This window comes from Nocardiopsis sp. NPDC101807, assembly GCF_044766605.1.
GTDB classification, from domain to species: domain Bacteria; phylum Actinomycetota; class Actinomycetes; order Streptosporangiales; family Streptosporangiaceae; genus Nocardiopsis; species Nocardiopsis tropica.
Genome location: NZ_JBIWMK010000010.1, coordinates 44,972 through 68,325, shown reverse-complemented (window position 1 = coordinate 68,325; position 23,354 = coordinate 44,972). Strand labels below are relative to the sequence as shown.

18 protein-coding genes are annotated in these 23,354 nt (G+C 74.9%); 9 read left to right on the top strand and 9 right to left on the bottom strand.

Features of this window, described 5'->3' with window-relative positions:
* Nucleotides 1-68 precede the first annotated feature (68 nt).
* Nucleotides 69-1,172, bottom strand: coding sequence for a serpin family protein (locus tag ACIRPH_RS26895; protein ID WP_402919214.1), 1,104 nt, complete (start codon nt 1,170-1,172; stop codon nt 69-71).
* A 326-nt stretch (nt 1,173-1,498) separates the two neighbouring features.
* Here ACIRPH_RS26895 and ACIRPH_RS26890 point away from each other — a divergent pair, with 326 nt between their 5' ends.
* A complete protein-coding gene (locus ACIRPH_RS26890) occupies nt 1,499-2,338 on the top strand; it encodes a DUF3159 domain-containing protein (protein ID WP_402919212.1) in 840 nt (279 codons plus the stop codon).
* A gap of 368 nt (nt 2,339-2,706) precedes the next feature.
* On the opposite strand, the gene ACIRPH_RS26885 is transcribed toward ACIRPH_RS26890, so the two are convergent.
* Together ACIRPH_RS26885 and ACIRPH_RS26880 are read right to left on the bottom strand one after the other, a co-directional pair.
* Nucleotides 2,707-3,399: a potassium channel family protein gene (locus ACIRPH_RS26885; RefSeq protein WP_402919210.1), complete on the bottom strand. Its 693-nt coding sequence runs from the start codon at nt 3,397-3,399 to the stop codon at nt 2,707-2,709.
* Complete coding sequence (locus ACIRPH_RS26880; protein ID WP_402919209.1) at nt 3,392-4,087, bottom strand: potassium channel family protein; 696 nt, start codon at nt 4,085-4,087, stop codon at nt 3,392-3,394. Before ACIRPH_RS26880 ends, ACIRPH_RS26885 begins: the two co-directional genes overlap by 8 nt.
* A 225-nt stretch (nt 4,088-4,312) precedes the next feature.
* Between ACIRPH_RS26880 and ACIRPH_RS26875 the strand changes: the two genes are divergently transcribed.
* Nucleotides 4,313-5,605, top strand: a complete 1,293-nt coding sequence (locus tag ACIRPH_RS26875) for a class I SAM-dependent RNA methyltransferase (protein ID WP_402919207.1) — start codon at nt 4,313-4,315, stop codon at nt 5,603-5,605.
* A 112-nt stretch (nt 5,606-5,717) separates the two neighbouring features.
* A complete protein-coding gene (locus tag ACIRPH_RS26870; RefSeq protein WP_402919205.1) occupies nt 5,718-6,098 on the top strand; it encodes a DUF427 domain-containing protein in 381 nt (126 codons plus the stop codon).
* 211 nt (nt 6,099-6,309) lie between these two features.
* Here the strand turns inward: ACIRPH_RS26870 and ACIRPH_RS26865 are convergent, their stop codons facing one another.
* The 6 genes from ACIRPH_RS26865 to ACIRPH_RS26840 form a co-directional block, all read right to left on the bottom strand.
* The gene (locus ACIRPH_RS26865; RefSeq protein WP_402919203.1) at nt 6,310-7,251 is read right to left on the bottom strand and encodes an EamA family transporter; all 942 of its coding nucleotides are present in this window, start codon (nt 7,249-7,251) and stop codon (nt 6,310-6,312) included.
* 293 nt (nt 7,252-7,544) lie between these two features.
* Nucleotides 7,545-8,657: a hypothetical protein gene (locus ACIRPH_RS26860; protein ID WP_402919201.1), complete on the bottom strand. Its 1,113-nt coding sequence runs from the start codon at nt 8,655-8,657 to the stop codon at nt 7,545-7,547.
* Nucleotides 8,658-8,874: 217 nt separating this feature from the next.
* Entirely contained in the window at nt 8,875-10,503 is a 1,629-nt protein-coding gene (locus tag ACIRPH_RS26855; RefSeq protein WP_402919199.1) for a hypothetical protein, read from the bottom strand.
* Nucleotides 10,500-11,471, bottom strand: a complete 972-nt coding sequence (locus ACIRPH_RS26850; protein WP_402919198.1) for an ATP-binding cassette domain-containing protein — start codon at nt 11,469-11,471, stop codon at nt 10,500-10,502. Before ACIRPH_RS26850 ends, ACIRPH_RS26855 begins: the two co-directional genes overlap by 4 nt.
* A complete protein-coding gene (locus ACIRPH_RS26845) occupies nt 11,468-12,268 on the bottom strand; it encodes a zf-HC2 domain-containing protein (RefSeq protein WP_402919196.1) in 801 nt (266 codons plus the stop codon). The genes ACIRPH_RS26850 and ACIRPH_RS26845 overlap by 4 nt, the downstream gene beginning before the upstream one ends.
* Entirely contained in the window at nt 12,265-12,852 is a 588-nt protein-coding gene (locus ACIRPH_RS26840; protein ID WP_267949149.1) for an RNA polymerase sigma factor, read from the bottom strand. The genes ACIRPH_RS26845 and ACIRPH_RS26840 overlap by 4 nt, the downstream gene beginning before the upstream one ends.
* Nucleotides 12,853-12,978: 126 nt before the next feature.
* Between ACIRPH_RS26840 and ACIRPH_RS26835 the strand changes: the two genes are divergently transcribed.
* From ACIRPH_RS26835 to ACIRPH_RS26810, 6 genes are all read left to right on the top strand, one after another.
* Nucleotides 12,979-13,914 (top strand): LLM class F420-dependent oxidoreductase, encoded by a 936-nt coding sequence (locus tag ACIRPH_RS26835; protein WP_402919193.1) that lies wholly within the window; start codon nt 12,979-12,981, stop codon nt 13,912-13,914.
* Nucleotides 13,915-14,310: 396 nt separating this feature from the next.
* Nucleotides 14,311-17,034, top strand: a complete 2,724-nt coding sequence (gene acnA, locus ACIRPH_RS26830) for an aconitate hydratase AcnA (RefSeq protein ID WP_402919191.1) — start codon at nt 14,311-14,313, stop codon at nt 17,032-17,034.
* A gap of 325 nt (nt 17,035-17,359) precedes the next feature.
* Nucleotides 17,360-17,785 carry an SRPBCC family protein gene (locus tag ACIRPH_RS26825; protein WP_402919189.1) on the top strand — a complete coding sequence of 142 codons (426 nt, stop codon included), beginning with the start codon at nt 17,360-17,362 and terminating at the stop codon, nt 17,783-17,785.
* Between the two features lie 135 nt (nt 17,786-17,920).
* Nucleotides 17,921-19,927, top strand: coding sequence for a hypothetical protein (locus ACIRPH_RS26820; protein WP_402919187.1), 2,007 nt, complete (start codon nt 17,921-17,923; stop codon nt 19,925-19,927).
* A 23-nt stretch (nt 19,928-19,950) separates the two neighbouring features.
* Nucleotides 19,951-21,975: a hypothetical protein gene (locus ACIRPH_RS26815; RefSeq protein ID WP_402919186.1), complete on the top strand. Its 2,025-nt coding sequence runs from the start codon at nt 19,951-19,953 to the stop codon at nt 21,973-21,975.
* Nucleotides 21,965-23,323: a hypothetical protein gene (locus ACIRPH_RS26810; protein ID WP_402919184.1), complete on the top strand. Its 1,359-nt coding sequence runs from the start codon at nt 21,965-21,967 to the stop codon at nt 23,321-23,323. The genes ACIRPH_RS26815 and ACIRPH_RS26810 overlap by 11 nt, the downstream gene beginning before the upstream one ends.
* Nucleotides 23,324-23,354 lie beyond the last annotated feature (31 nt).

The following is a 23,354-nucleotide window of genomic DNA, read 5'->3' as shown; positions in this document are numbered from 1 at the left end:
CGTGTCCCGCCGGCGGGCGCCGGGGAGGGCGGGGGCGGTCCTCCCGGGGGCGGTCCGCCGAGCCGACCTCAGGAGCCGGGACCCGGGTCCACCGGGTCCGCGATCCGTCCCAGGAACAGGATCGACTCGCCCCGGCGCAGCACGAACACGAACGGCCGGTCGACGGTGAACCTGACCGGCCGCAGGGGAGCGGCCGCCGCGCGGAGCATCATCACGGCGGTGGCCGCCGCGCCCTCGGCGCCCTTCTCGTCCACCTTCAGCACCGACTGGTGGAGGATCTCGTCCACCCGGAGCGGCTCCTCGCTGATCCCGTCGAAACGCGCCTCGTCCGTGACCATGTGACGCACCCCCACGGACGCGAGGGGCTCCAGCAGGGAGGTGTCGGTCTCCACGGTGAACCGGGGCAGGGCGAGGTCGACCTGCTGGGACGAGCGGACCCGGTAGAGCTCCGACAGGGCGGACGCCGTCAGCGGGGGAGGGGAGCCGGCGTCCCCGTCGTGGAGCAGCACGTCCAGGGTGAGGCCGTGGTCGCCCTCCAGGCCGACCATGCTCCACCCCTGCGCCCGAGCGTGGGGCAGGCGCGCCGACCGGTGCATGGTGGGGACCTTCCGCTTCCCGCCCGGTGCGTGGAACGGCCGGTCCCGGGTCAGGCCCGCCTCGAACGGGTCGGACCAGACGACCTTCACCCACAGGGCGTTGACCAGCAGCAGGCGGACGTCGGGGCTGATGCTGCCGGCCGGGAGGAGCTCGTCGATCAGGCCCCGGGTCACGTCGGCCACCTTGCCGTTGACCCTGGCGCGCACGCCCTCGGAGTCCTTCTCGAAGTCGGCGGCCTCCACCTCCGCGCCCGGGCGCTCGCGCACGCGTGCCGCGAACTCCGCCCGCACCGGGAGGTCGGCGGGCACGTACAGCCCGTTCAGGGCGCCCAGGTCCGGCCCCTCGTCCGGGGCCACCGCGGCGTCCAGGGCGTCGAGCAGCCCCTCGGTGTCGTCGCCGAGGAGGGCGGCCAGTTCTGCCAGGGTGCGGTCGGCGGCCCCGCTCGCGAGCAGCGCGAGCACGGTCCCCACCGAGTGCGGTGACCAGACGTGCGAGGCCCCGGGGCGGACCAGCGCGCGGTCCAGGGCGACGGCGAACTCCAGGTGGTCCGGCCGAGGGGGCGTGCTCTGCTGCATGGTGCTCCTCGCGTAGTCGCTCCTGCTGTTCCGGCTGCCAGCGTACGGAGTCGCGCGGACGCCCGCCAGGACCCGCGTTCCCGGCGGCCGAACGCCGGGCCCCGTCCTCGGTCGCCGGGGGCCGGTCCGCGGCCCGGGTGAGAAGCCGCACGCGACAAGACCGGGCCAAGCATGACAAAGACGGGCGGGACGGCGGGAGGGAGTACGGCGAGCGCCCCCTCGGTCCGTGACGGGTCTAATAGTGTGGGGCATCATGGCCTGTGCGCCCGCGCGGGAGAGGTCCGGCGGGGCGACGGCCACCGAGGACCGACCGGACCGGGAGCAGGATGACTGAGCAGCAGAGGGCAGCCGGGGAGGCCGCCCCGGCGGCCGGGGCGGACGACACGGCCAAGGCGGCGCCGGACGGCGCCCCGGCGGGCGGGCCGGCGCCGGGCGCGGCCGGGGGGCCCGCGCTGGCGGGGACCCCCGCCGTCACCGAAGACACGGTCGAGGCGCTCGTCCGCTCCCAGCTGTCCAAGGCCCTGGGCGGCAAGCGCGGCATGGTCGAGGCGGCGATGCCCACGCTGGCCTTCACCCTGTCCTACGTCATCGCCTCGGACCTGAGGCTGTCGATCGGCCTCGGGGTGGTCGCGGCGCTGGTCCTGGGCGCGGTCAGGCTCGTGCAGCGCTCCTCGGTCCAGTACGTGGTCACCAGCCTGTTCGGCATCGGCATCGCCGCGGTCTTCGCCATGCGCAGCGGCAACGCCGCGGACGCCTTCCTGCCCGGGATCATCTACAACGCCGTCTACGCGGTGGTCCTCAGCCTGTCGGTCCTGGTCCGCTGGCCCGCCATCGGGCTGATGATCGGCCCGTTCATCGGGCACAAGGAGGACTTCACCTCCTGGCGCTCCAACCCGGCGGTGGTCCGGCTGGCCTCCCGCCTCACCTGGCTGCTGGTGCTGCCCTGCGTGGTCCGCGTGGTCGTGCAGTACCCGCTGTGGATGGCCGACACCAACGGCTGGGCCGACACGTTCGGCCTCCTGGGCCTCTCCAAGATCGCCATGGGCTGGCCGCTCCAGGTCGCCGCGTTCGCGGGCATGGTGTGGGTCCTGGCGCGCGGCCGGACGCCGCTGGAGGAGGCGGGTGCGGCGGGCGCCGGGGACGGCGCTCGCGAGGACCGCGACTAGGGCGTGTTCCGCGGGCACCCGTCCTGCTGCGCGTCTCCCCGGCACGGCCCTCGCGGCGTTCCCCTCCGTCGACAGGACCCCGCCCCGACCCCTTCTGCGGCCTTGCGGTGAACGCACCGGATGCGCCGCTCACGACGGACGGCATCCACGGAACACGCCCTGGGCCGTCGACGGGACGTGCGCGCCCGGTCGGTGGCGGTGGGCCGCCGGCCTCGGCCGGGGCGCCCGCCGGCCGGTCGTGCCGGAGCGCGGCGTCCGGCGCGCTGGCGCCCCCCGGCGTGGCGCTCCGGGCCGAGCCGGCTCCCCGGCGTCCGATCCACCGCCCCGATCCGCCGGCGTGACCGGGGCGGGAGCCGTCGGGCCGGGGGTCAGGCGTCCGCGGCGTCGTCCACGGGGCCCAGCAGGACCTCCAGCGGGCCCAGGGCCTCGGGGTCGGCCAGGAACACCACCGTGTCGCCCACCGACAGGTTCCGCCCGGGGTCGGGCGGGCGCACCCCGCCGTGCCCGAGCACGGCGACCAGCGCCACGCCCTCCGGCAGCGCCGCGCTCAGCTCGGCCTCCGCGGCCCCCGCGAACGGGCTGGCGGCGTGCAGCACCGACTCGGCGATCTCCGCCCCCGGCAGCGGGGGCAGCGTCCCCTCCTCGTCCTGGTCGTCCTCGGGGACCTCCTCGACCAGGTCGGCGATCAGCCTCGGCGGCGAGACCGCCAGGTCCACGCCCCACGTCTCGTTGAACAGCCACTCGTTGTCGGGCTCGTTGATCCTGGCGATCACCCGGCCCACGCCGAACTCGGTCTTGGCCAGCAGGGACACCACCAGGTTGACCTTGTCGTCGCTGCTGGCGGCGACGACCACGTCGAAGTCGCCCAGACGGGCGTCCTCCAGGGTCGCCAGCTCGCACGCGTCGGCCAGCAGCCACTCCACCTCGGGCAGGTCGTCCACCCCGATGGCCCGCGTGTCCCGGTCGATCAGCAGCACGTCGTGGCCGCTGCCCGCCAGCTCCTCGGCGATGGAGCGCCCCACGCTCCCCGCCCCCGCGATGGCGATCCGCATCTCACCCACGTCCCGTCTCGTCGCCCCGCTCCCGCGGCGGCCCGTCCGGCCGCTCGGGGAGGGGGTCCGGTTCGCGCCCGTGACCGACCACGTGCAGGACGTCGTCCTCCTCCAGGAGCACGCCGGACCCGGCGAGGACGATCCGTCCCCGCCGTACCAGGTACACCACCCGCAGCGCGGCGGCCTCCTCGAGTTCTCCGACGCGGGCGCCCGCCCACCCCTTCGGCAGCGGCGCCTCGTTCATCGCCAGCGTCCCGGACGCGTCCTGCCATTCCGGGCCCGCGGTGAGCCGGTCGTCGCCCGGCACCATCCGGCGCAGGAAGGCGTCGGCCGTCCACCGCACCGTCGCGACGGTGGGGATGCCCAGACGCTGGTAGACCTCCGCGCGGCGCGGGTCGTAGATCCGCGCCACCACGTTCTCGACCCCGAACGCCTCGCGCGCCACCCGGGCGGCGATGATGTTGGAGTTGTCGCCGTTGCTGACCGCGGCGAACGCGCCCGCGCGGTCGATCCCGGCGGACATCAGGACCTCGCGGTCGTGCCCCACGCCGCGGACCGCGTGCTTGGAGACGGAGCCGCGCAGCCGCCGGAACGCCTCGGGGTCCTGGTCGATCACCGCCACGGTGTGGCCCAGGTCCACCAGTGTGTGCGCCAGCGTGGATCCCACGCGACCGCACCCCATGATCACGATGTGCACCTCGCCCGCACTCCCGTCGAGACAGCCGCACGCTGTGGTCCCGCGTGCCCTCACCGTCACACCATGGCACACATCGGTCCGGCGCGCGCGACGGCCCCCGGCCCTCGCGTACACGGCTGAACAGCGCGGGCGGTACCCGGGGACGGGTAGATTGGGGACGCTTGGTGGCTGTGCGCGCAGGGTCACCCGGAACGTGACCCGACCCGACCACCCAAGGACGAAGCGATGACCCGTGTGGGCAATGAGTTCGAGCTGACAGTAGACGACGTGGCGCACGGGGGCTGGTGCGTGGGCCGCCACAACGACCAGGTCGTCTTCGTCCGCCACGCCCTCCCGGGCGAGCGGGTCCGCGTCCGCGTCACCGAGGAGACCACGCGGTTCCTGCGCGGCGAGGCCGTCGACGTCCTGTCCGCCTCCCCCGACCGGGTCGAGGCCCCCTGCGAGTTCGCCGGCCCCGGCAAGTGCGGGGGGTGCGACTGGCAGCACGCCTCCCTGGAGGCCCAGCGCCGGCTCAAGGGCGAGGTCGTCGCCGAGCAGCTGCGCCACATCGCCGGCATCGAGCGCGCCGTCGTCGTCGAGGAGCTGCCCGGCACGCCCGACGGCCTGGGCTGGCGCACGCGGGTCCGCTTCTCCGTGGACACCGACGGCCACGCGGGTCTGCGGCGCCACCGCTCCCACGACATCGAGCCGGTCGACCGCTGCCTGATCGCCCACCCCGGTGTGGCCGAACTGGGCGTCACCGACGTGACGTGGGAGGACACCAAGGACGTGGAGGCCGTCGCCTCCTCGACCTGCGCCGACCGCGCCGTCGTCATCACCCCCACCAAGGCCAGGCTGAGCACGCTCCCCGACCTCAAGGCGTCCAGCGCGGTGCTCCGCCGTTTCAAGGGCGGGCGCGTGCAGCAGGTGAAGGGCCGCCGCGGGGTGCGCGAGACCGTCAACGGCCGCGAGTTCCGTGTCAGCGCGGGCGGCTTCTGGCAGGTCCACCCGGCGGCGGGCGTGACCCTCACCGACGCGGTGCTGGCGGCGCTGGAGCCCAAGCCCGGCGAGACCGCCATGGACCTGTACTGCGGCGCAGGGCTGTTCACCGGCGCCCTGGGCGACGCCGTGGGCCCTGAGGGCCGCGTCATGGGCGTGGAGAGCGGCGCCGAGGCCGTGCGCGACGCCCGCTACAACCTCAAGGACCTGGAGCAGGTCCGCGTCGAGCAGAACGACGTGGCCGCGCAGCTGCGCGAGTGGGCCGACGTGCGGGCCGACGTCGTCGCCCTGGACCCGCCCCGCGCGGGAGCCGGGACCAAGGTCGTCCGCTCCATCGCCGGGACGCGTCCGCGCAAGGTCGCCTACGTCTCCTGCGACCCCGCCACGCTCGCCCGCGACATCGCGGAGTTCGAGCGTTCCGGGTACAAGCTGGTGGACCTGAGGGCGTTCGACGCCTTCCCGATGACGCACCACGTGGAGTGCCTGGCGGTGCTGGAGCCCGTGAACCCGGCCCGCCGCCACCGCGAGGACCAGGACTAGCGGGGCCCGGGGCCGCGGACGCGGCCCCGTCGGACCCTCCGCGCCCCGGGGGCGCGTTCCGGCGCCGGCCGCCGTACAGTGGCCGGGTACACGGGAGACCGGAGGGGACGCCATGGCACACGACAAGAGGGTCCCGGGGCCCGACCACCCCATCACCGTCGAGCCCGCGCCCGGGCGGGTCGTGGTGCGCGTGGGCGGACTGGTCCTCGCCGACACCACCGCGGCGCTGACCCTGCGCGAGGCGGACTACCGGCCGGTCCAGTACGTTCCGCTCCGGGACGCCGACCGCTCGCTCCTGCGGCGCACGGAGACCTCCACCTACTGCCCCTTCAAGGGGACCGCCGCCTACTACACGGTCGCGATGCCGGACGGCGAGGAGCTCAAGGACGCCGTGTGGACGTACGAGGAGCCGTACCCGGCCGTCGCGGCCATCGGCTCCCACCTCGCCTTCTACCCCGGCCGGGTCGAGATCGCGGTCGACGGCCCGGTCTGAGGGCGGCCGGGCGCCCGGGGAGCCCATGCGAAGAGCCCGGCGCGGGGCCGGGCCCTGTGCGAGGGCTGCCGGGCGCCCGGGGCGCACCGCCCCGGGCGCCGCCGTGTCCGCGCCCCCCGGCCCGTAGGGGCGCACCGCGGTGCGCCCCGGGCGCTCTCCGGCCCCGGCCCGGCCTCCCCGGCGGGCAGGGGAGGCCGGAGGCCCCGGCGGGTCAGCCGCGCCGGCGGGCGGGCGCGCGCAGGACGGCCAGGCCGAGGGCGAGTACGGCGAGCCCGGTCCAGGACACCGCGGACAGCCGCTCACCGACCACGGCCACCCCCAGCAGGGCGGCCACGGCGGGCTCGGCGAGGGTCAGCGTGGTCGCCACGGACGCGGAGGTGTGCCGCAGGCCGTGCCCGAACAGGCGGTAGGCCAGGAACACCGTGAACAGCGCCAGGTACAGGGCGACCAGGGCACCGTCCACCGTGGCCAGCCAGGCCGCTCCGGTGGCCGCCACCACGGGCAGGACGGCGATCCCGCCGCCCGCGAACATGGTGCCCATCACGGCGGGGGAGGGGTGGCCCCGCCGGATCAGGCGTTCGGCGACGAGCGCGTAGGCGGAGTAGGAGAACCCGGCGGCCAGCGCCAGGAGCACCCCGGCGGGGCGTACCGGTGTCCCGCCCGCGCCGAGCTCCGAGCCCAGCACGAGGACCGCGCAGCCCAGGACGGCGGAGGCGGTCGCGACCGTCCACCGTGCGGTGGGCCGGGCCTGCCCGGTGAGCCAGGCCAGCAGGCCGGAGAAGACCGGTGCGCTGCCGAGGGTGATCACCGTGGCGACCGCGACCCCCGCGTGCGCCACGGCGGGGTAGAAGGACAGCGGGTACCCGGCGACGGCGAGGGCCCCCAGGGCGAGGGCCCCGCGGGTGGGCTGGTCGCTCCGCGCCAGGAGGGCGGCGGAGCCCCTCCCGGTCAGGAACAGGAGCAGGCCGCCCAGGACCAGGCCGGCCGCGCCGATCGCGGCGGCGGGCGCCTCGGCCGGCGCGAAGGAGGCGGCGGTTCCGGTGGTGCCCCACAGGACCGCCGCGGCGAGGATCGGCAGGGGCCCCTGGAACGGGGGAGCGGCGGCGGGGGCGCGGGTCGCTGCGCCGGACCGGGAAAGGGAGTGTTCTGGCACGGTGGTTCCTTCGTCGTCGTGTGTTTCGGCGGCGGCGAAACGGGCGCACGACGGGGGACGACCCGGGTGTGGTCACCGGGGATCGCCGTTCAAGCCCTCCGACGGGGTCGGGAAAGGGGGTGCGTGCGCCCGCTCAGGCGCACAGCGGCGGAAGCACGACGTGCCAGTAGTGGTTCTTCACGCCGCCATGGTAGGACGTCCTCCGCACCGGGCCGCGGGCGGGGTGCCCGCCCGCGGCCCGGCGCCGTGCCCCCGGCGGGCGCCCCGGGCCGTTCCGTGCCCGCGGCACGTCCTCAGCGCCGCGCCGCCCCGTCCCCCGCGTCGTCCCCGGAGCCGTCGCCGTGCTCGCCCCGGCGGGCGAGGTACAGGGCCGCGCCGCCCCCGCCCAGGGCGATGACCCCGGCGGTCACCAGGCCGGCCAGGGCGCCGCCGGTCAGGGGAAGGTCCGCGGGACCGTCGGCGGCGCCGACGGGTTCCGGGCTCTCCGGGGCCGCGGGCGGCTCCTCACCGGTGTCCCGGCCCTCCTCCGCGGGGGCGTCCCCCTCGGCCCGGGCCCCGCCGTCCGCGGCGCCCCCGTCCGATTCGGCTCCGCCGTCCGCGCCGTCGGAGGGTTCCCCGGTCTCCGGGGAGGCGGGGTCCTCCCGGGCGGCGGCGGTGTCGTCCCCGCCGGACCGGTCCCCGTGGTCGGCGTCCTCTCCGCCGTCGGTCCCGGGGGTTTCTCCGTCGCCGAGGCAGTCCACGGCGACGGCGCCGAGCTCCAGGTCGAACAGCTCGACCCCGCCCGCGGAGGCCGTGACGGAGGTGGACACCTCGCCGCGCCCGGCGGAGGGGTCCTCCGGCACGCGGGTCAGGACGGTGACGTCGGCCGTCGTGCCGAGGCCGGGGAGGTCCACGGCGGCGTTCACCTCGGGGGCGTCGGCCGTGACCGGCGTCCCGAAGACGGAGAGGACGCGGTCGTCCTCCGCGGAGCTCCCGAGCGTGTTCTCCCAGGCGAGGTCGCCCGAGAAGTCGCACCTGACGGAGTTGCGCAGCGAGGTCAGGCTGACGGCGGGCTCGCCGTAACCCGGAAGGTCCAGCGTGAAACCGCCGCTGAGGGCCGAGACCGCCTCCGCGCGGCCGTCCCCGGCGGCGGTGGTGTTGACGCGGGACTCGACCGGCCCGCCGGTCCCCACGAGCGCGCCGACGCCGCCGTGGTCGGCGGAGAAGTCGGCGGACGGGTAGTCGTCCCCCACGTCCGACCCGACGTAGACCCTGCCCCAGGACCCCTCCGTCACGGAGGCGACCCCGTGGTGGGACAGGCTGACGAGGGTGCTGCCGGCCGTCGCCGGGAAGTGCTCGTCGGCGTGGGCCGGCGCGGTCGCGCCGAGGGCCAGGACGGCCGCGCCGGCGACGGCGGCGGGGCGCACGATACGCGTGAGAGTACGGGGAACAGACAAGGAACGCCCCTTGCTCGTGGGAGGGAACAACTCCAGAAGGGATGGAAGCCCATAAAAGCTGACAATGATCAACAATTCGGACATTCGCGAGTGTAGTTGACCCGGACCACCGGGGAAGGGACGGTGCGGTTGATCATCCCTGGTCAGGTCGGGTCCGTCGGCGGTGCTCGCGCCCGTCGGGCACCGGTCAGGCGCACACGGGCCCGGAGGCCGGACTCGCGTGGTAGGCCATGTCCGTCCCGGAGAACAGCCTGTCCCAGTCGCGCTGCGCCGGGGCCTCGTGCGGGGACCCGCGCAGCGGGACGCCCAGGAGGCCCGCCAGCTCCTCCGTGCGGCCGCGGGGCGAGGAGAGCTCCTCCCAGTGGTCCCGGAGGACCTCGAACACCCGCTCCTCGGGCAGCTCCAGGAGGACCTGCAGCACTTCGAGGTCCTGCTGGGAGGGGGAGTACTCCCCCAGGAACACCCCGCTCCTGCTCCGCCGGTCGGTGTCAGCGGACCGCGGGTCCAGCCCCGCCATCCACGCGGCCAGGAGCAGGCGCGACTGCCCGTCGGCCCGGCACAGCGACTCCCAGAGGGGGGCGAGGCCGAAGACGGCGCGGGCGGTCCCGTCCAGGAGGTCCAGGCGCCACCACGGCCCGTCGGTGAAGCGCATGTCGTAGACCACCACCCTGGACGGGGGGAGGCCGGCCGGGTCGCGGTCGAAGCGCGTGCTGTCCTGCCACACCACCGGTATGTCGTCGGCCGCGGCCTCCGGCAGGGCCGACAGCACGGGGCCGAGGACCTCGTGCCACTGCTCCACCCACGGCTCGTAACCGGGCATGGGGCAGTACGTGACCCCCTCCCGGGTCCGGCAGGAGACGGTGTCGGCGCCGTACAGGAGGCGGTCCGACACGGGGACCCCCCAGGTGTAGGTGGTGGCCCCGTGGGCGGCGGTGCCTCCGGCGCCGGCCAGCAGCACGAGGGCCGTGCCCAGGGCCGCCGCCCGGGACGCCCCCCGCCCCGTCGCGGCCAGGCCCAGCGCCACCAGCCCCAGGACGGTCAGCCCCAGGTAGGCCGCGTACAGCTGGACCAGGACGGGGACGCCGGGGGAGTGCACCGGGAACGGGTCGACGGCCATGAGGGCCACGGACTGCACCCGGGCGACGACCCTGTCCACGCTCTGGGCCGTGTCGAAGGCCGTGATCGTGTACAGGCCGTAGGTGGGCACGGCCAGTGCGACCAGCAGGAGCGGGGTGTAGGACCGGCTCCAGGCCACGAGCGACATCGCCCCCGCCGGGCCGACCAGCACCACGACGAACGGCGTCAGGTGGGACAGCGGGTGCACCAGGCCCGGCACCGGGTCCGGGTACTGCCACGCGTCCAGGGCCAGGAGGGCCGCCACGCACGCCCAGCCGACCAGCGCGGCGCCCGCGCCCACCGCCAGGAAGCGGCCCGCCCGGCCCAGCGGGCCGACCGGGCTCCGTCCGTAGCGGACCTCGCGGACGGCGGGGAAGGTCACGGCGGCGAACAGGCCCAGGGTCACGATCAGCGCCGACGCCACAGCGCTCTCGTACAGGTCGGACCTGGTGTGCGCGAGGGGCTGGTGCGCGGTCGAGAGGGCCATGAGCACCGCCAGGACCCCCGCGACGAGGAGGAACGGGTTGACGAGCAGCCGCAGCGCCGTGAACCACGCCAGCCGCCCGAAGGTGAGGGCGCGTCCGGCGAGGTTCCCGGCGCCCCGGGACCCCGCGGCCGCGGTCCGGGGCCTCCCGGGCCCCGCGCCGGGGGGACCGCCGCCGGGCCCCTCCCCGCCGCGGCCGGTGACGGCTGCGCTCATCGGTCGCACTGCTCCAGCCCGAGGCCCCGGTCCACGCCGGTCAGCAGCAGGTAGGCGTCCTCCAGGGTGGGCTCGACGGGGACGAGCCCTCCGTCGCCGGACCCTCCGGGCGCACCCGGGGGCGAAGGGGCGCGACCGGATCCCGCCACGGTGAGCACCCGGTACCGGCCGTCGGCCAGGCGCCAGGCCGTGTGCCCCTCGCCCGGGTGCCCGGTCCTCTCCCAGACGTGGCCGCGGGCGCGGTCCACCAGCTGCCCCGGGGTGCCGTCGAAGATGATCCTCCCCCCGTCCAGGCAGAGCACGCGCTGGCACAGGGCCGCCACGTCCTCGATCTGGTGGGTGGACAGCACCACGGTGCTGTGCACCGCGAGCTCCGACACCAGGCCGCGGAACCGGATGCGCTGCTCGGGGTCCAGGCCGATGGTCGGCTCGTCCAACAGGAGGAGCTCCGGGTCGCCGAGCAGGGCCGAGGCCAGGCCGAGCCGCTGGCGCATCCCGCCCGAGAGGCGCCGGACGCGGCTGTGGCGGCGGTCGTAGAGGTCGACCCGCCGCAGGCCGCGCCGCACCTCCTCGTGGCGTGCCCGGCGCCCGCCGAGCTCCTTGAGGACCGCCATGTAGTCCAGCAGTCCGAACGCGGTGAAGTAGGGGTAGAACTCGGGGTTCTGCGGCAGGTAGCCGAGGCGGCGCCGGATCTCGGTGCGCTCGGCGGCCCGCTCGGGGTTGCGCCCGAGCACGCTGACCTCGCCCCGGGTGGCCTCCAGGTCCGTGGCCAGGCACCTCAGCAGCGTGGTCTTGCCGGCGCCGTTGCGGCCGAGCAGGCCGGTCACCCCGGGACCCAGGTCCAGGTCCACGCCGTCCAGGGCGGTGCGGGCGCCGTACCGGCGGACCAGCCCCCGGATCCGGACGGAGGGCGCGCGGGAGGAGGGGGCGGCGCCCCCGGCCCCGGTCCCCGCGGTGTCCGCGCTCATGCCGTCCTCACGCGCACCAGGATCGCACCCAGCAGGGCCGCCAGCGCCGTCGCCCACCACGCCTGGGCCTGGGGGGCGAGCAGCTGGAGCGGCGTCGCGTGCTCGGAGACGACCATGGCGGCCAGCGCGGCCAGCCAGGCCAGCCCGACGACCGCGCTGGCGGCGCTCAGGTGCAGCCAGTGGCTGAGCACGAGGGATCCCGCGACGAGTGTCAGGGACGGCAGGAGCCAGAACGCCGCGGTCCACGGTGTGGAGGCCGAGGGCAGCATCAGCGCGGCCGCGGCGCACAGGGCCAGGGAGGGCACGAGCACCGCGCAGGTGCGCAGGAAGAGGAGCCGCTGGCCCGCCATCGGGGTGACGGAGGTCAGGGCGTGGGCGGGGTCCACACCGCGTCCGTACGCCAGGGCGACGCCCACCAGGGGCACGATCGGGGCGGTGAAGGTGAAGACCAGCGAGCCGCGCGGAAGGTGGTGCGCGGCGAAGAGGGCGGCGATCAGGACCACGACCGACGCCAGGAGCCAGGCCCGGTACAGGCCGGGCGTCGCCGCCAGCAGCTTGGCGGTGCCCTCCCGCAGCCCCAGGGCGGCCAGCAGCGTCTCGACCACGCCCCGCCGGGGGCGGTCCACGACGTCGCGCAGCCCCGCCCAGCTGTCGGCGAGCCATTCCTCGTCGCCCGGGAGCAGGTTCCGGCAGGGCGCGCAGTGCGTGATGTGGGCCTCCACGGACATGGCCGTGACGTCGTCGGCCCGGTGGCTCGCGTACTCGTGTGCTTGGGCAGGGGTCAGGTGCCAGCTCATGTCAGTGCCTCCCGTAGGCGCGCCTTGGCGCGCATGACCCGTGTCTTGACGGTTCCCTCGGGGATCTGGAGGATCTGCGCGGCCTCACGGACGGTGAGCCCGTCGAGCACGGTGGCCTGGATGGCCGAGCGCAGCTCGGGTGAGAGGGAGTGCAGGGCGGCGCCCAGCGGACCGTGCTCGATGTTGAGCAGCACGGTGTCCTCGGCGGAGGCGTCGCCGATGGTCTCGTAGGGCTCGGTGTCGCTGTCCGAGATCCAGCGGTTGGCCCGTTTGCGCAGCTGGGAGATGAGCTGTCGGATCGCGATGGTCCACAGCCAGGCCCCGGCGTCGGTGTCGCCGGGACGGGGCGTGAACGAGCCCGCGTTCCTCCACACGGCGAGGAAGGTCTCCTGGAGCGCGGCGTCGAGCTGGTCGGTGTCGGAGCAGCGGTAGCGCAACCGCGCGCGCAGCCAGGGCGCGTGTCTGCGGTGCAGGATCTCCAGGGCCTCGGTCTCGCCGACGGCGATGGCCGCCAGGAGCACCGGGTCGGTGCTCTCCGGGCCGTAGGAGGGGGCGCGGCGGCGCGCGCGGCGGAGCAGCTTCACATCGAGGGCTATCGCGTCGGGTGGGCGGATCGGTTCGGCGGTGCGGGGGCGGGCCCGGGGCGCCTTTTCGACGGTACCCGCGCGGCGGCTTCGGTCTGGTCCCCGCAGTGGGAGAAAATGGGGCGTATGCGCCTGAGGATCTTCCTTGAGCCCCAACAGGGGGCCACCTACGAGGATCAGCTCGCCGTCGCCAAGGCAGCCGAGGACCTTGGCTTCGACGCTCTGTTCCGTTCCGACCACTATCTGCACATGGGTGACCACGTCAGCGGCCTCCCCGGGCCCACCGACGCCTGGATCACCCTGGCGGGACTGGCCCGCGACACCTCCCGCATCCGCCTCGGCACCCTCATGACCGCGGCGACCTTCCGCTACCCCGGCCCCCTCGCCATCACCGTCGCCCAGGTCGACCGGATGAGCGGCGGCCGCGTGGAGTTCGGCTTCGGCGCGGGCTGGTTCGAGGAGGAGCACGCCGTCTACGGGATCCCCTTCCCCGCCTCCGGCCGCGAGCGCTTCGACCGCTACGAGGAGCAGCTGGACATCATCACCGGCCTGTGGTCGACGCCTGCGGGCGAGTCCTTCCGCTACGAGGGCAAGCACTACCGGCTGGCGGAGGGCCCCGCCCTGCCCAAGCCGCAGCAGGGGCCGCGGCCCCCGGTGCTGATCGGCGGGACCGGTCCCAAGCGCACGCCGCGCCTGGCGGCCAAGTACGCCGACGAGTACAACGTGCCGTTCTCGTCGCTGGAGGACACGGACGCGGCCTTCGGGCGGACCCGTGCGGCGGTGCGCGACTCCGGGAGGACCGCCCCGCTGGTGTACTCGGCCGCGCAGGTGCTGTGCGCGGGCCGCGACGAGGCGGAGGTGGCGCGCCGCGCGGAGCGGATCGGCCGCGCGGTCCCCGAACTCCGGGAGAACGGCCTGGCGGGCTCGCCGGACGAGCTGGTGGACCGGATCGGCCGCTTCGGCGAGGCCGGCGCCGAGCGGATGTACCTCCAGGTGCTCGACATGTCCGACCTGGACCACCTGGAGCTGGTCGCGTCGCAGGTGGTGCCCCAGCTGGACTGAGAGGATGGGGCTTGCCGGGGGGCGGCTGCCCGCTCCGGGCCCGCACCCGATAACTTGATATCGAGATACAAGTTGGATACCTTGACATCAAGATAACAGCGGGGGTCCCCCCGACCCGCACCAGGTTTCGGACGCGAGCGCCGGCGTGTGATGTAGGCCGCTCGGCGGCGTCCGGTCCAGAACATCGTGGGCGCCCGTGGCCAGTGGGCCGCCTGGCCGGTGGCGAGTGGTGTCGTCACAGGTCACAGCGGTCATGATGGAGGCCGGGGACTACGGAGGTCACCCCCGCGGTCCTCCGCTCCCGGCCATCCGGCCAGGGCGGCCTCAACAGGTCCCGCACCCGTCTGATGAGGCAGGATGCTGGGGACAAAGTGGCGAGATCAGGAGGCAGACACCGTGTCCACGAACAGCTTCGGCGCCCGTGACACGTTGCGCGTTGGCGACGAGTCGTACGAGATCTTCCGTCTGGAGGCCGTGGAGGGCTCCAAGCGGCTTCCCTACAGCCTGAAGGTGCTGCTGGAGAACCTCCTGCGCACCGAGGACGGTGCCAACGTCACCGCCGAGCACATCCGGGCCCTCGGCGGCTGGGACGCCAAGGCGCAGCCCAGCCAGGAGATCCAGTTCACCCCCGCGCGGGTGATCATGCAGGACTTCACCGGCGTCCCCTGCGTCGTCGACCTCGCCACCATGCGCGAGGCCGTCCGCGACCTGGGCGGCGACCCGGACAAGATCAACCCGCTCGCTCCCGCCGAGCTCGTGATCGACCACTCCGTCGTCGTCGACCTCTTCGGCCGCCCCGACGCCTTCGAGCGCAACGTCGAGATCGAGTACGAGCGCAACTACGAGCGCTACAAGTTCCTGCGCTGGGGCCAGACCGCCTTCGACGAGTTCAAGGTCGTCCCGCCCGGCACCGGCATCGTGCACCAGGCCAACATCGAGCACCTGGCCCGCGTCACGATGAGCCGGAACGGCCAGGCCTACCCCGACACCTGTGTGGGCACGGACTCCCACACCACCATGCAGAACGGCCTGGGCATCCTGGGCTGGGGCGTGGGCGGCATCGAGGCCGAGGCCGCCATGCTCGGCCAGCCGATCTCCATGCTCATCCCGCGCGTGGTCGGCTTCAAGCTCACGGGCCAGCTCAAGCCCGGCACCACCGCCACCGACCTCGTGCTCACCATCACCGAGCAGCTGCGCCGGCACGGCGTGGTCGGCAAGTTCGTCGAGTTCTACGGCGACGGCGTCGCGTCGGTGCCGCTGGCCAACCGCGCCACCATCGGCAACATGAGCCCGGAGTTCGGCTCCACCGCCGCGATCTTCCCGGTCGACGACGAGACCATCCGCTACATGCGCCTGACGGGCCGCTCCGAGCAGCAGGTCGCCCTGACCGAGGCCTACGCCAAGGCCAACGGCTTCTGGCACGACCCGTCCGTCGAGCCCGAGTTCTCCGAGTACCTGGAGCTCGACCTCGGCGACGTCGTCCCGTCCATCGCCGGCCCCAAGCGCCCGCAGGACCGCATCGCGCTCTCCGACGCCAAGACCACCTGGCGCCACGACATCCGCGACTACGTCCAGGACGACGCCGACGAGGCCGGCGAGGAGTCCTTCCCGGCCTCCGACGCCCCGGCCCAGACCGCCAACGGCGCCCGCCCGCACAAGTCCGTCAAGGTCACCATGGCCGACGGCACCGAGACCGAGATCGACCACGGCGCCGTCGTGATCGCCGCGATCACCTCGTGCACCAACACCTCCAACCCCTCGGTCATGCTGGGCGCCGCCCTGCTGGCCAAGAAGGCGGTGGAGAAGGGCCTGTCCCGCAAGCCGTGGGTCAAGACCTCCATGGCCCCGGGCTCCAAGGTCGTCACCGACTACTACGAGCGCTCCGGCCTGACCCCGTACCTGGACAAGCTGGGCTTCAACCTGGTCGGCTACGGCTGCACCACCTGCATCGGCAACTCCGGCCCGCTGCCGGAGGAGATCTCCCAGGCGGTCCAGGACAACGACCTCGCGGTCTCCGCGGTCCTGTCGGGCAACCGCAACTTCGAGGGCCGGATCAACCCGGACGTCAAGATGAACTACCTGGCGTCGCCGCCGCTGGTGGTCGCCTACGCCCTGGCCGGCTCGCTCGACGTGGACATCACCACCGAGCCCCTGGGCATCGGCAAGGACGGCGAGCCGGTCTACCTGGCCGACGTGTGGCCGACCGCCGAGGAGATCCAGGAGGTCATGGACTCCGCGATCGCCTCCGACATGTACGAGTCCGCGTACTCGGACGTGTTCGCCGGCGACGACCGCTGGCGCTCGCTGCCCACGCCGACCGGCAACACCTTCGAGTGGGAGGCCGAGTCGACGTACGTGCGCAAGCCCCCGTACTTCGACGGCATGGACACCGACCCGTCCCCGGTCACCGACATCTCCGGCGCCCGCGTGCTGGCCAAGCTGGGGGACTCGGTCACCACCGACCACATCTCCCCGGCCGGCGCCATCAAGCCGGGCACCCCGGCGGCCGAGTACCTGAAGTCCAACGGCGTGGAGCGCCGCGACTTCAACTCCTACGGCTCCCGCCGCGGCAACCACGAGGTGATGATCCGCGGCACGTTCGCCAACATCCGCCTGCGCAACCAGATCGCGCCGGGCACGGAGGGCGGCTACACCCGCGACTTCACCCAGCCCGACGGCCCGGTGTCGTTCATCTACGACGCCGCGCAGAACTACGCGGCGCAGGGCACCCCGCTGGTCGTCCTGGGCGGCAAGGAGTACGGCTCCGGCTCGTCCCGCGACTGGGCGGCCAAGGGCACCAGCCTGCTGGGCGTCCGCGCGGTCATCACCGAGTCCTACGAGCGCATCCACCGCTCCAACCTGATCGGCATGGGCGTCCTCCCCCTCCAGTTCCCGGAGGGGCAGTCCGCGGACTCCCTCGGCCTGACCGGTGAGGAGACCTTCTCGGTCACCGGCGTGACCGAGCTGAACGAGGGGCGCGTGCCGAGCACGGTCAGGGTCAGCACCGACACCGGGGTGGAGTTCGACGCCGTCCTGCGGATCGACACCCCCGGCGAGGCCGACTACTACCGCAACGGCGGCATCCTGCAGTACGTGCTCCGCCAGCTGATCGCCCAGTAGGGAACGGCACGCGGGGCTCCGCCGGCGCCCACCAGGCGCGCAGCGCGGTTCCACGGGGCCGCCACCGTCCGACCGACGGTGGCGGCCCCGTCCGCGTGCGGCGGGGCCTTCGCCCGGAGCGCGGTGACCCGTTTCACGAATTCCTTCCGGGGCGTCGGACCGGCGCGCGTCCTCCCAGGTCACGCCGGTCCCCACGGTTCCCCCGGGGGGTGTCGGGAGCGTCGCCCGGCGGCGCTGGAGGGGCGCAACCCCTGATTGCGACGCCGGGAGCCGGGTAGCGGCCCCGGTGAGGACGAAACGCAATCTATTGCGAAGGAGTCGATCAATGTCGGACATCGTGGAGACGGTAGAGGTCGACGTCCCGGTGACTGCGGCCTACGCCCAGTGGATGAGGTTCGAGGAGTTCCCCTCCTTCATGGAGGGCGTGACCCAGGTCGTGCGCACCGGTGAGACCACCATGCGCTGGACCATCGAGATCGCCGGCCAGCGGCGCGACTTCGACGCCGTGGTCACCGAGCAGATCCCGGGGGAGCGGATCGCCTGGAAGACCGTCGACGGCGCGACCCACGCGGGCGTGGTGACCTTCCACCACCTCTCGGACACGAGCACCCGGATCACCCTCCAGCTGAAGACCGTCCCCGAGGGCGCGGTGGAGCAGCTCGGCGACAAGCTGGGGCTCGTCAAGGCCCGCGCCAAGGGGGACATGAAGCGCTTCAAGGCCTTCGTGGAGCCCACCCGGTCCACGGCCTGACCGCGAGCCCGGGCCCCGGTCCGGGAAGCGGGACCTCCGAGGCCCCCGCGCCGCCCACGGGCGGCGCGGGGGCCTCGCCGCGTCGGCTCCTGTCCGGCCGGAGGGCCGACCGAAACCTCCGGGTATGCTCCCCGCATGCCCGCCCTTCCCCGGCTCCTCCACCCCCGCCTCCTCCTCGTCCCGGCCGTGCTCGCCGCCCTCGCCGTCACGGGCGCCCCCGCCCTCGCCGCGCCGGAGCCCGGGTCGTACGAGGCCCACGTGACCCCCGCCGAGCACTACGCCTCCCTGATGGCGGAGCTGCCCGAGGGGGCGGCGGTGGTCGTCGACGACGCGCTGGCGGGCGAGTACGACCTCGCCGAGCTGGAGGCCGGGCTCCACCGCTCCTTCGGCGCGGTGGGCGTGCCCTACCACGTCGTCGCGAGCCCCTTCCCCGAGTCCCTCGCGTCCCTGTGGGAGCCGGACATGCTGGCCGCCCTGCACGACCGGGTCGGCGCCGACGGGCTCTACGTCCACCTGCGCCCCGACGGCGGGATCGCCGGGGCACGGGCCCACGGCGTGGACCTGCCGGTGGACCTGGCGGACCAGGTGACCGGCGGGGAGCTGGAGTACGGGGCCCCGCTCGGGGAGGTGGCGGCCGCCTTCACCGAGGCGCTCACCGCCTCCGAGGCCGACCTCCTGCGCAGGAGCGACGCGGTGGTCGCCGCCCGGGAGGCGGGGGAGGACACGCCCTCGGGCTGGGAGGAGTTCGTGGAGGACCTGGACCCGTCGAGGTCGGTCGGTCCGGAGAACCTGGGCCTGATCGCCGGAGCCCCCGTCGGGGCGCTGGTCACGATGGGCGCGGTGTGGGCGGTCGTACGGGTGCGGCGGGGCGCGGGCGCGCGGTCGACGGTGCTGGTGGCGGCGGTCGCGACGCTCGTGCCGTCCGCCGCTGCGGTGGCCTGGTCCCTGGCGCACCTGACCGGGGCGCCCCCGGGCCCCCAGGAGCTGCCCGACCCCCTGGAGGAGGTCCGCGCCGAGCCGCCGTACGTGGCCTCCACCGCGCGGGTCGAGCGCGTGGTGGGGGAGATGGGGGAGGAGCGCCTCTACGTCGACCCGCTCACGCCCCTCCCGCGCGAGGGCCTGGCGGAGGTCGCGGCGCGGCTGGAGGAGGCGCCCACGCCCGTGCGCGCGGTCGTGCTGCCGATGGCCGACAGCGACGAGTCCGCCGGCGACCCGCACGTGTTCCTGCACGCCTGGCACCACGTGCTGGGCGAGGACGGCGTCTACGCCGTGGTCACCCACGACCTCGAGGCGGTGTCCGTGGACCTGCTGGCCTTCGGCGCGCCCGTCGACGGCTACTCCCTCCTCCGTGAGGTCCGGGAAGAGGAGGCCGCCGACCCGGCCGCGGCCCTGGACGCGGTCCTGCGGGAGGTCGGGCGCCACCCCGCCGACGCCGACGCGTCGCCGGCCCCTCCCACGATCGACTCCACGCCCCTGGAACCACGCCTTCCGCGCTTCACCGAGAGCTTCCTCCTCGCCCTCCTGCTCGTGGGACCTGTGGTCGGCGCGCTCCTCTCGGGGGCCGTCTGGGGCGCGGTCGCACTGGTGAGGCGCCCCGGAGCCTCCGCGGGGGGCAGGGTCGGCGCCGCGACCCTGCGTTCGCTCGCGGAACGGGAGACGGCGGCCCTGGTCGGGGAGCTCGCCGCGGGCCGCGCCCTGCCGGACGGGCTGATGCCCCAGGCCGAGGCGGCGCTCATGGTGATGGAGGGGACCCCGGACGCCCTCGACCTCGTCGGGGTGCTGGTCCTGGTGCGCCGTGCCCGCGCGGCCCTGGCCGACCCCGCGGCCCCCGTCCACGGGGCCCCGTGCAGGAACAACCCCCTGCACGGCCCGGGCACCGCCAGTGCCCCCGCCCCGCCGGGGCGCAAGCGGCGGGAACCCGGGGCGCGGGCCGAGCGGACGTCGCTCTGCGGGGGGTGCGCCGCCCTCCCCGACGACCGCCGGGTGCTCGCGCGACTGGAACTGCGGGGACCGGACGGGGTGTGGCGCTCGTACCTGGACCAGAGCGAACGGGCGTGGATCCGCCACCGGTTCGGCGCGCACAGCCCCGACCGCATGGTCGAGGCCCTCCTGAGCGGGGCGGAAAGGGGTCGGGCGGGGTAGAGGGCTGACCGAAACTCCCCGATATGATCACCTCCATGCCCGGTCCCTCCTTCCCCCGTGCCTGGTTCCCGGCCGCCCTGGCCGTCCTCCCGGCCCTGGCGCTCCCGTTCACGGCGTCCCCCGCCGCGGCCGAGCCCGAGCCGCCGGGGGCCCCGTCCGCGTACGAGACGCGCGTGACCCCCGCCGAGTACTACGCGGACCTGATGGCCGACGAGCCCGAGGGCGCCGCCGTCGTGGTGGACGGGGCCGTGTCCGGGCTCCACGACCCGGAGGAGCTCGAGGCCGACCTGCGCGAGACCTTCGACGCCCTGGGCGAGCCCTACCACGTCGTCGTCAGCCCCTTCCCCGGCTCCGGGACGGAGTGGGGAGGCGCGATGCTGCCCGCCCTGCACGACCGGCTCGGCTCCGACGGCGTCTACGTCCACCTGCGCCCCGGCTCCTCCCTGTTCGACGTGGCGGCGTACGGCGTCCCCCTGCCGGTGGACGACGCGCGCAGCGCCGTGATGTCGGACCCGGACATCGCCTACGACGCCCCCGTGGACCAGGTCGCCGAGGGGTTCGCCCGGGCACTGACCGACCCCGGGCCCGGAGGAGCCGCGGCCCCGGCCCCGTACGGGGCGCCCTCGGCCGGGGACCGGCTCGCCGCGGGGTGGCGGGACTTCCTCGACGACCTCGACCCCACCAGCCACAACGGCCCCGGGAACACGGGCTTCCTCGCCGGGACGCTCGGCGGCTTCGTGCTCAGCGCGGGCGGCTGCCTCGTCTGGCTCCGCCTGCGCCGGGGCTCGCTCGGCGCAGGCGGCGTCGCGGTCGTCACCGTCACCGCCGCGGCGACCGTCGTCCTGGCGGCGGCGGTGGCCCTCGCCCCGCTCGCCCATGTCGTCAGCGTCCCGGAGGGCGGCGCCGAGGTCCTCTCCCCCCGGGAGGAGGCGTTCGCCTCCCCGCCCTACGTGGCGTCCACGGCCAGGGTGGAGCAGATCGCCCGGGAACTGGAGGAGACCACCGCGCCCCTCTACGTCGACCCCCGCACCCCGCTCCCCCTGGACGGCCTGGCGGCGACGGCCGAGCGCCTCGCCGACGCCCCCGTCCCGGTGCGCGCGCTGGTCCTGCCCATGGACCCCGCCGACGAGTTCAGCGGCGACCCCGAGGTCCTGGCCCACGCCCTGGCCTCGGTCAGCGGCGAGGACGCCGTCTACCTCGTCGTCGGACACCGGTACGCGGAGGCGGGGGTGCGCGTCTCGGCGTCCCCCGTCGGCCTCGGGACCGTGGACTCCTACGAGCTGTGGACCGCCACCAGCGAGATCGAGGAGCCGAGCCCGGCCCTGGCGCTGGACGCCGCCCTCGACGCGCTGGAGGGCGTCGAGGTGGGCGAGGGCGCGTACGTCGGGACGCCGTACTTCATGGACTCCGGCACCGAGCCCCCCGGGCCGCGCGTGCCGCGCTACTTCGGCGAGGGCTTCCCCACGGGGGTGGTGCTCCTCGGCCCGCTGGCCTTCCTGGCCCTGGTCGGCGCGGCGGCCCTCGTCCGGCTGCTCGTCCGCCGGGACGGTGCGGCCGGTCCGCGGGCCCTGCGCCGGATGGCGCTGCGGGAGAGCGGAAGGCTCCGTAAGGCGTTGGCCTCGGACCGGGCCGGCGAGATCCCCGGCGAGCTGATGCCGCCGGCGGAGGCGGTGCTCATCGCCATGGAGCACGGCCCGGACGACCTCGACCACGTCGGCGCCGTCGTCGTCTCGCGACGGGTCATGGCCGCTCTGGAGGACCCCGAGGGGAACGTCGGCCGTGCCCCGTGCCGGGTCAACCCGCTGCACGGGCCCTCCACCACCTCCCGGCGGTCGCGCGTGGCCGGGGGGAGCGTGCCCATGTGCGCGTCCTGCGCGCAGGCGACCGAGGCCGTGCGCGCCGCCAGGGTCCTGCACGTCCGGGACCGCCTGGGCGGGAGACTGTCCTACCTGTCGCTGGACGACCGCGCGTGGGTCCGACACCACTTCGGGGCGGAGCGCCCCGCACGCATGGCCGAGAGACTCCTGGAGGAGATCGATGCCCGCTGAGTTCCCGACCGCGCGGCACGCGGCACGGCTCCTGGCCGCCCTGGTCTGCGCGGGGCTGGTCACGGCCCCCCTGTCCGGGGCCCTCGCCCGGACCGGGAGCGACGCCCCGGTGGACGGGGCCCCCGCGGAGAACCCCTCCCAGGAGATCGCCGACGCCCTGGACGAGTTCCCCGTGTACGTCGACCCGGTCTACGCCAACGCCATCCCCGAGGCCGAGCAGGAGCGGATCGCCGGGCTCATCGCGGAGTCCGACCTGGACCTGTACGTGATCGCGGTCCCCCTGGTGGAGGCCGACCCCTGGAACGGCGACGTGGAGGCCCTGGTCTCGGTGGTCCACGACCGCAGGGGCGAGCCGGCGGGCTCCTACCTCGCGGTGGACGACGACGTCTTCGGCACGGACTTCGGCGGCGGCACCACCGCCCACTACGCCGCGCTCACCTCCTCCTACGCCACCGACTTCGACGGAACCGCGCTCGCCCAGCTGGACGTGGCGGTGGAGACCGCCCTGTCGGGCGACGCGGAGGGCGCCTACGACAGGGCCGTGGCCGACTACGAGGAACGCAGCGGGACGGACCGGGGGGCGGGCCCCGTCTTCTCCGGAGGGGCCGGGACGGCCGGATCCGCGGGCGGCTGGCTGGTGGCGGGCACCCTGCTCCTCGGCGGGATCCTGGTCGTGGTGATCGCCTACCCCCTGTACCGCCGCACGTCCCGGAGTCTGGGGAGGCGGCGCTCCCGCGCGATCGCCCAGCACGCCGCGTTCGCCAACGCCGAGCGCGCGCAGCTGGAGGCCCTGGTGGAGCAGGGCGAGCAGGATCTCATCGAGGTCGGCGAGCGCCTGAGCCGCCTGGAGTCGGGCAGCGCCCCGGGGGAGAGGGCGCAGCAGCACCTGCGCGCCGCCCTGGACGCCCGCTCCGCCGCGGCCGCGGTCCACGACCGGATGGCGGACGGTGACGCGTCCCTGCCCGACGCCGTGGGCGTGCTCGTCCTCCTGGACATGGCGGAGGACGCCATCGACAACGCCGCCAGGGGTTCTCGGGCGTCCGCCGTCCGGCGCCTGCACTGCTACGCCAACCCCCTGCACGGGACCGTCACCAAGGTGACCGCCTGGCGCGAGTTCGGCGGCACCCGCACCATCCGCGTCCCCCTGTGCGAGGAGTGCGCCAAGGCCGTCCGCGGACGCGTGCGCCCCGTCGTCCTGCCGGACGAGCACGAGGGACGGACGGTCCCGTACTACGAGGTGCCCGCGAGCGACAGCGTGTGGGCGGCCACCGGGTACGGAACCCTCACCGACGACCTGGTCGAACGCATCCAGAGGGGTGACCACACGCGCAACGTCAGGTCCCGCTGACCCCACCCGTCCCACCGCGCGGAAGCCGTCC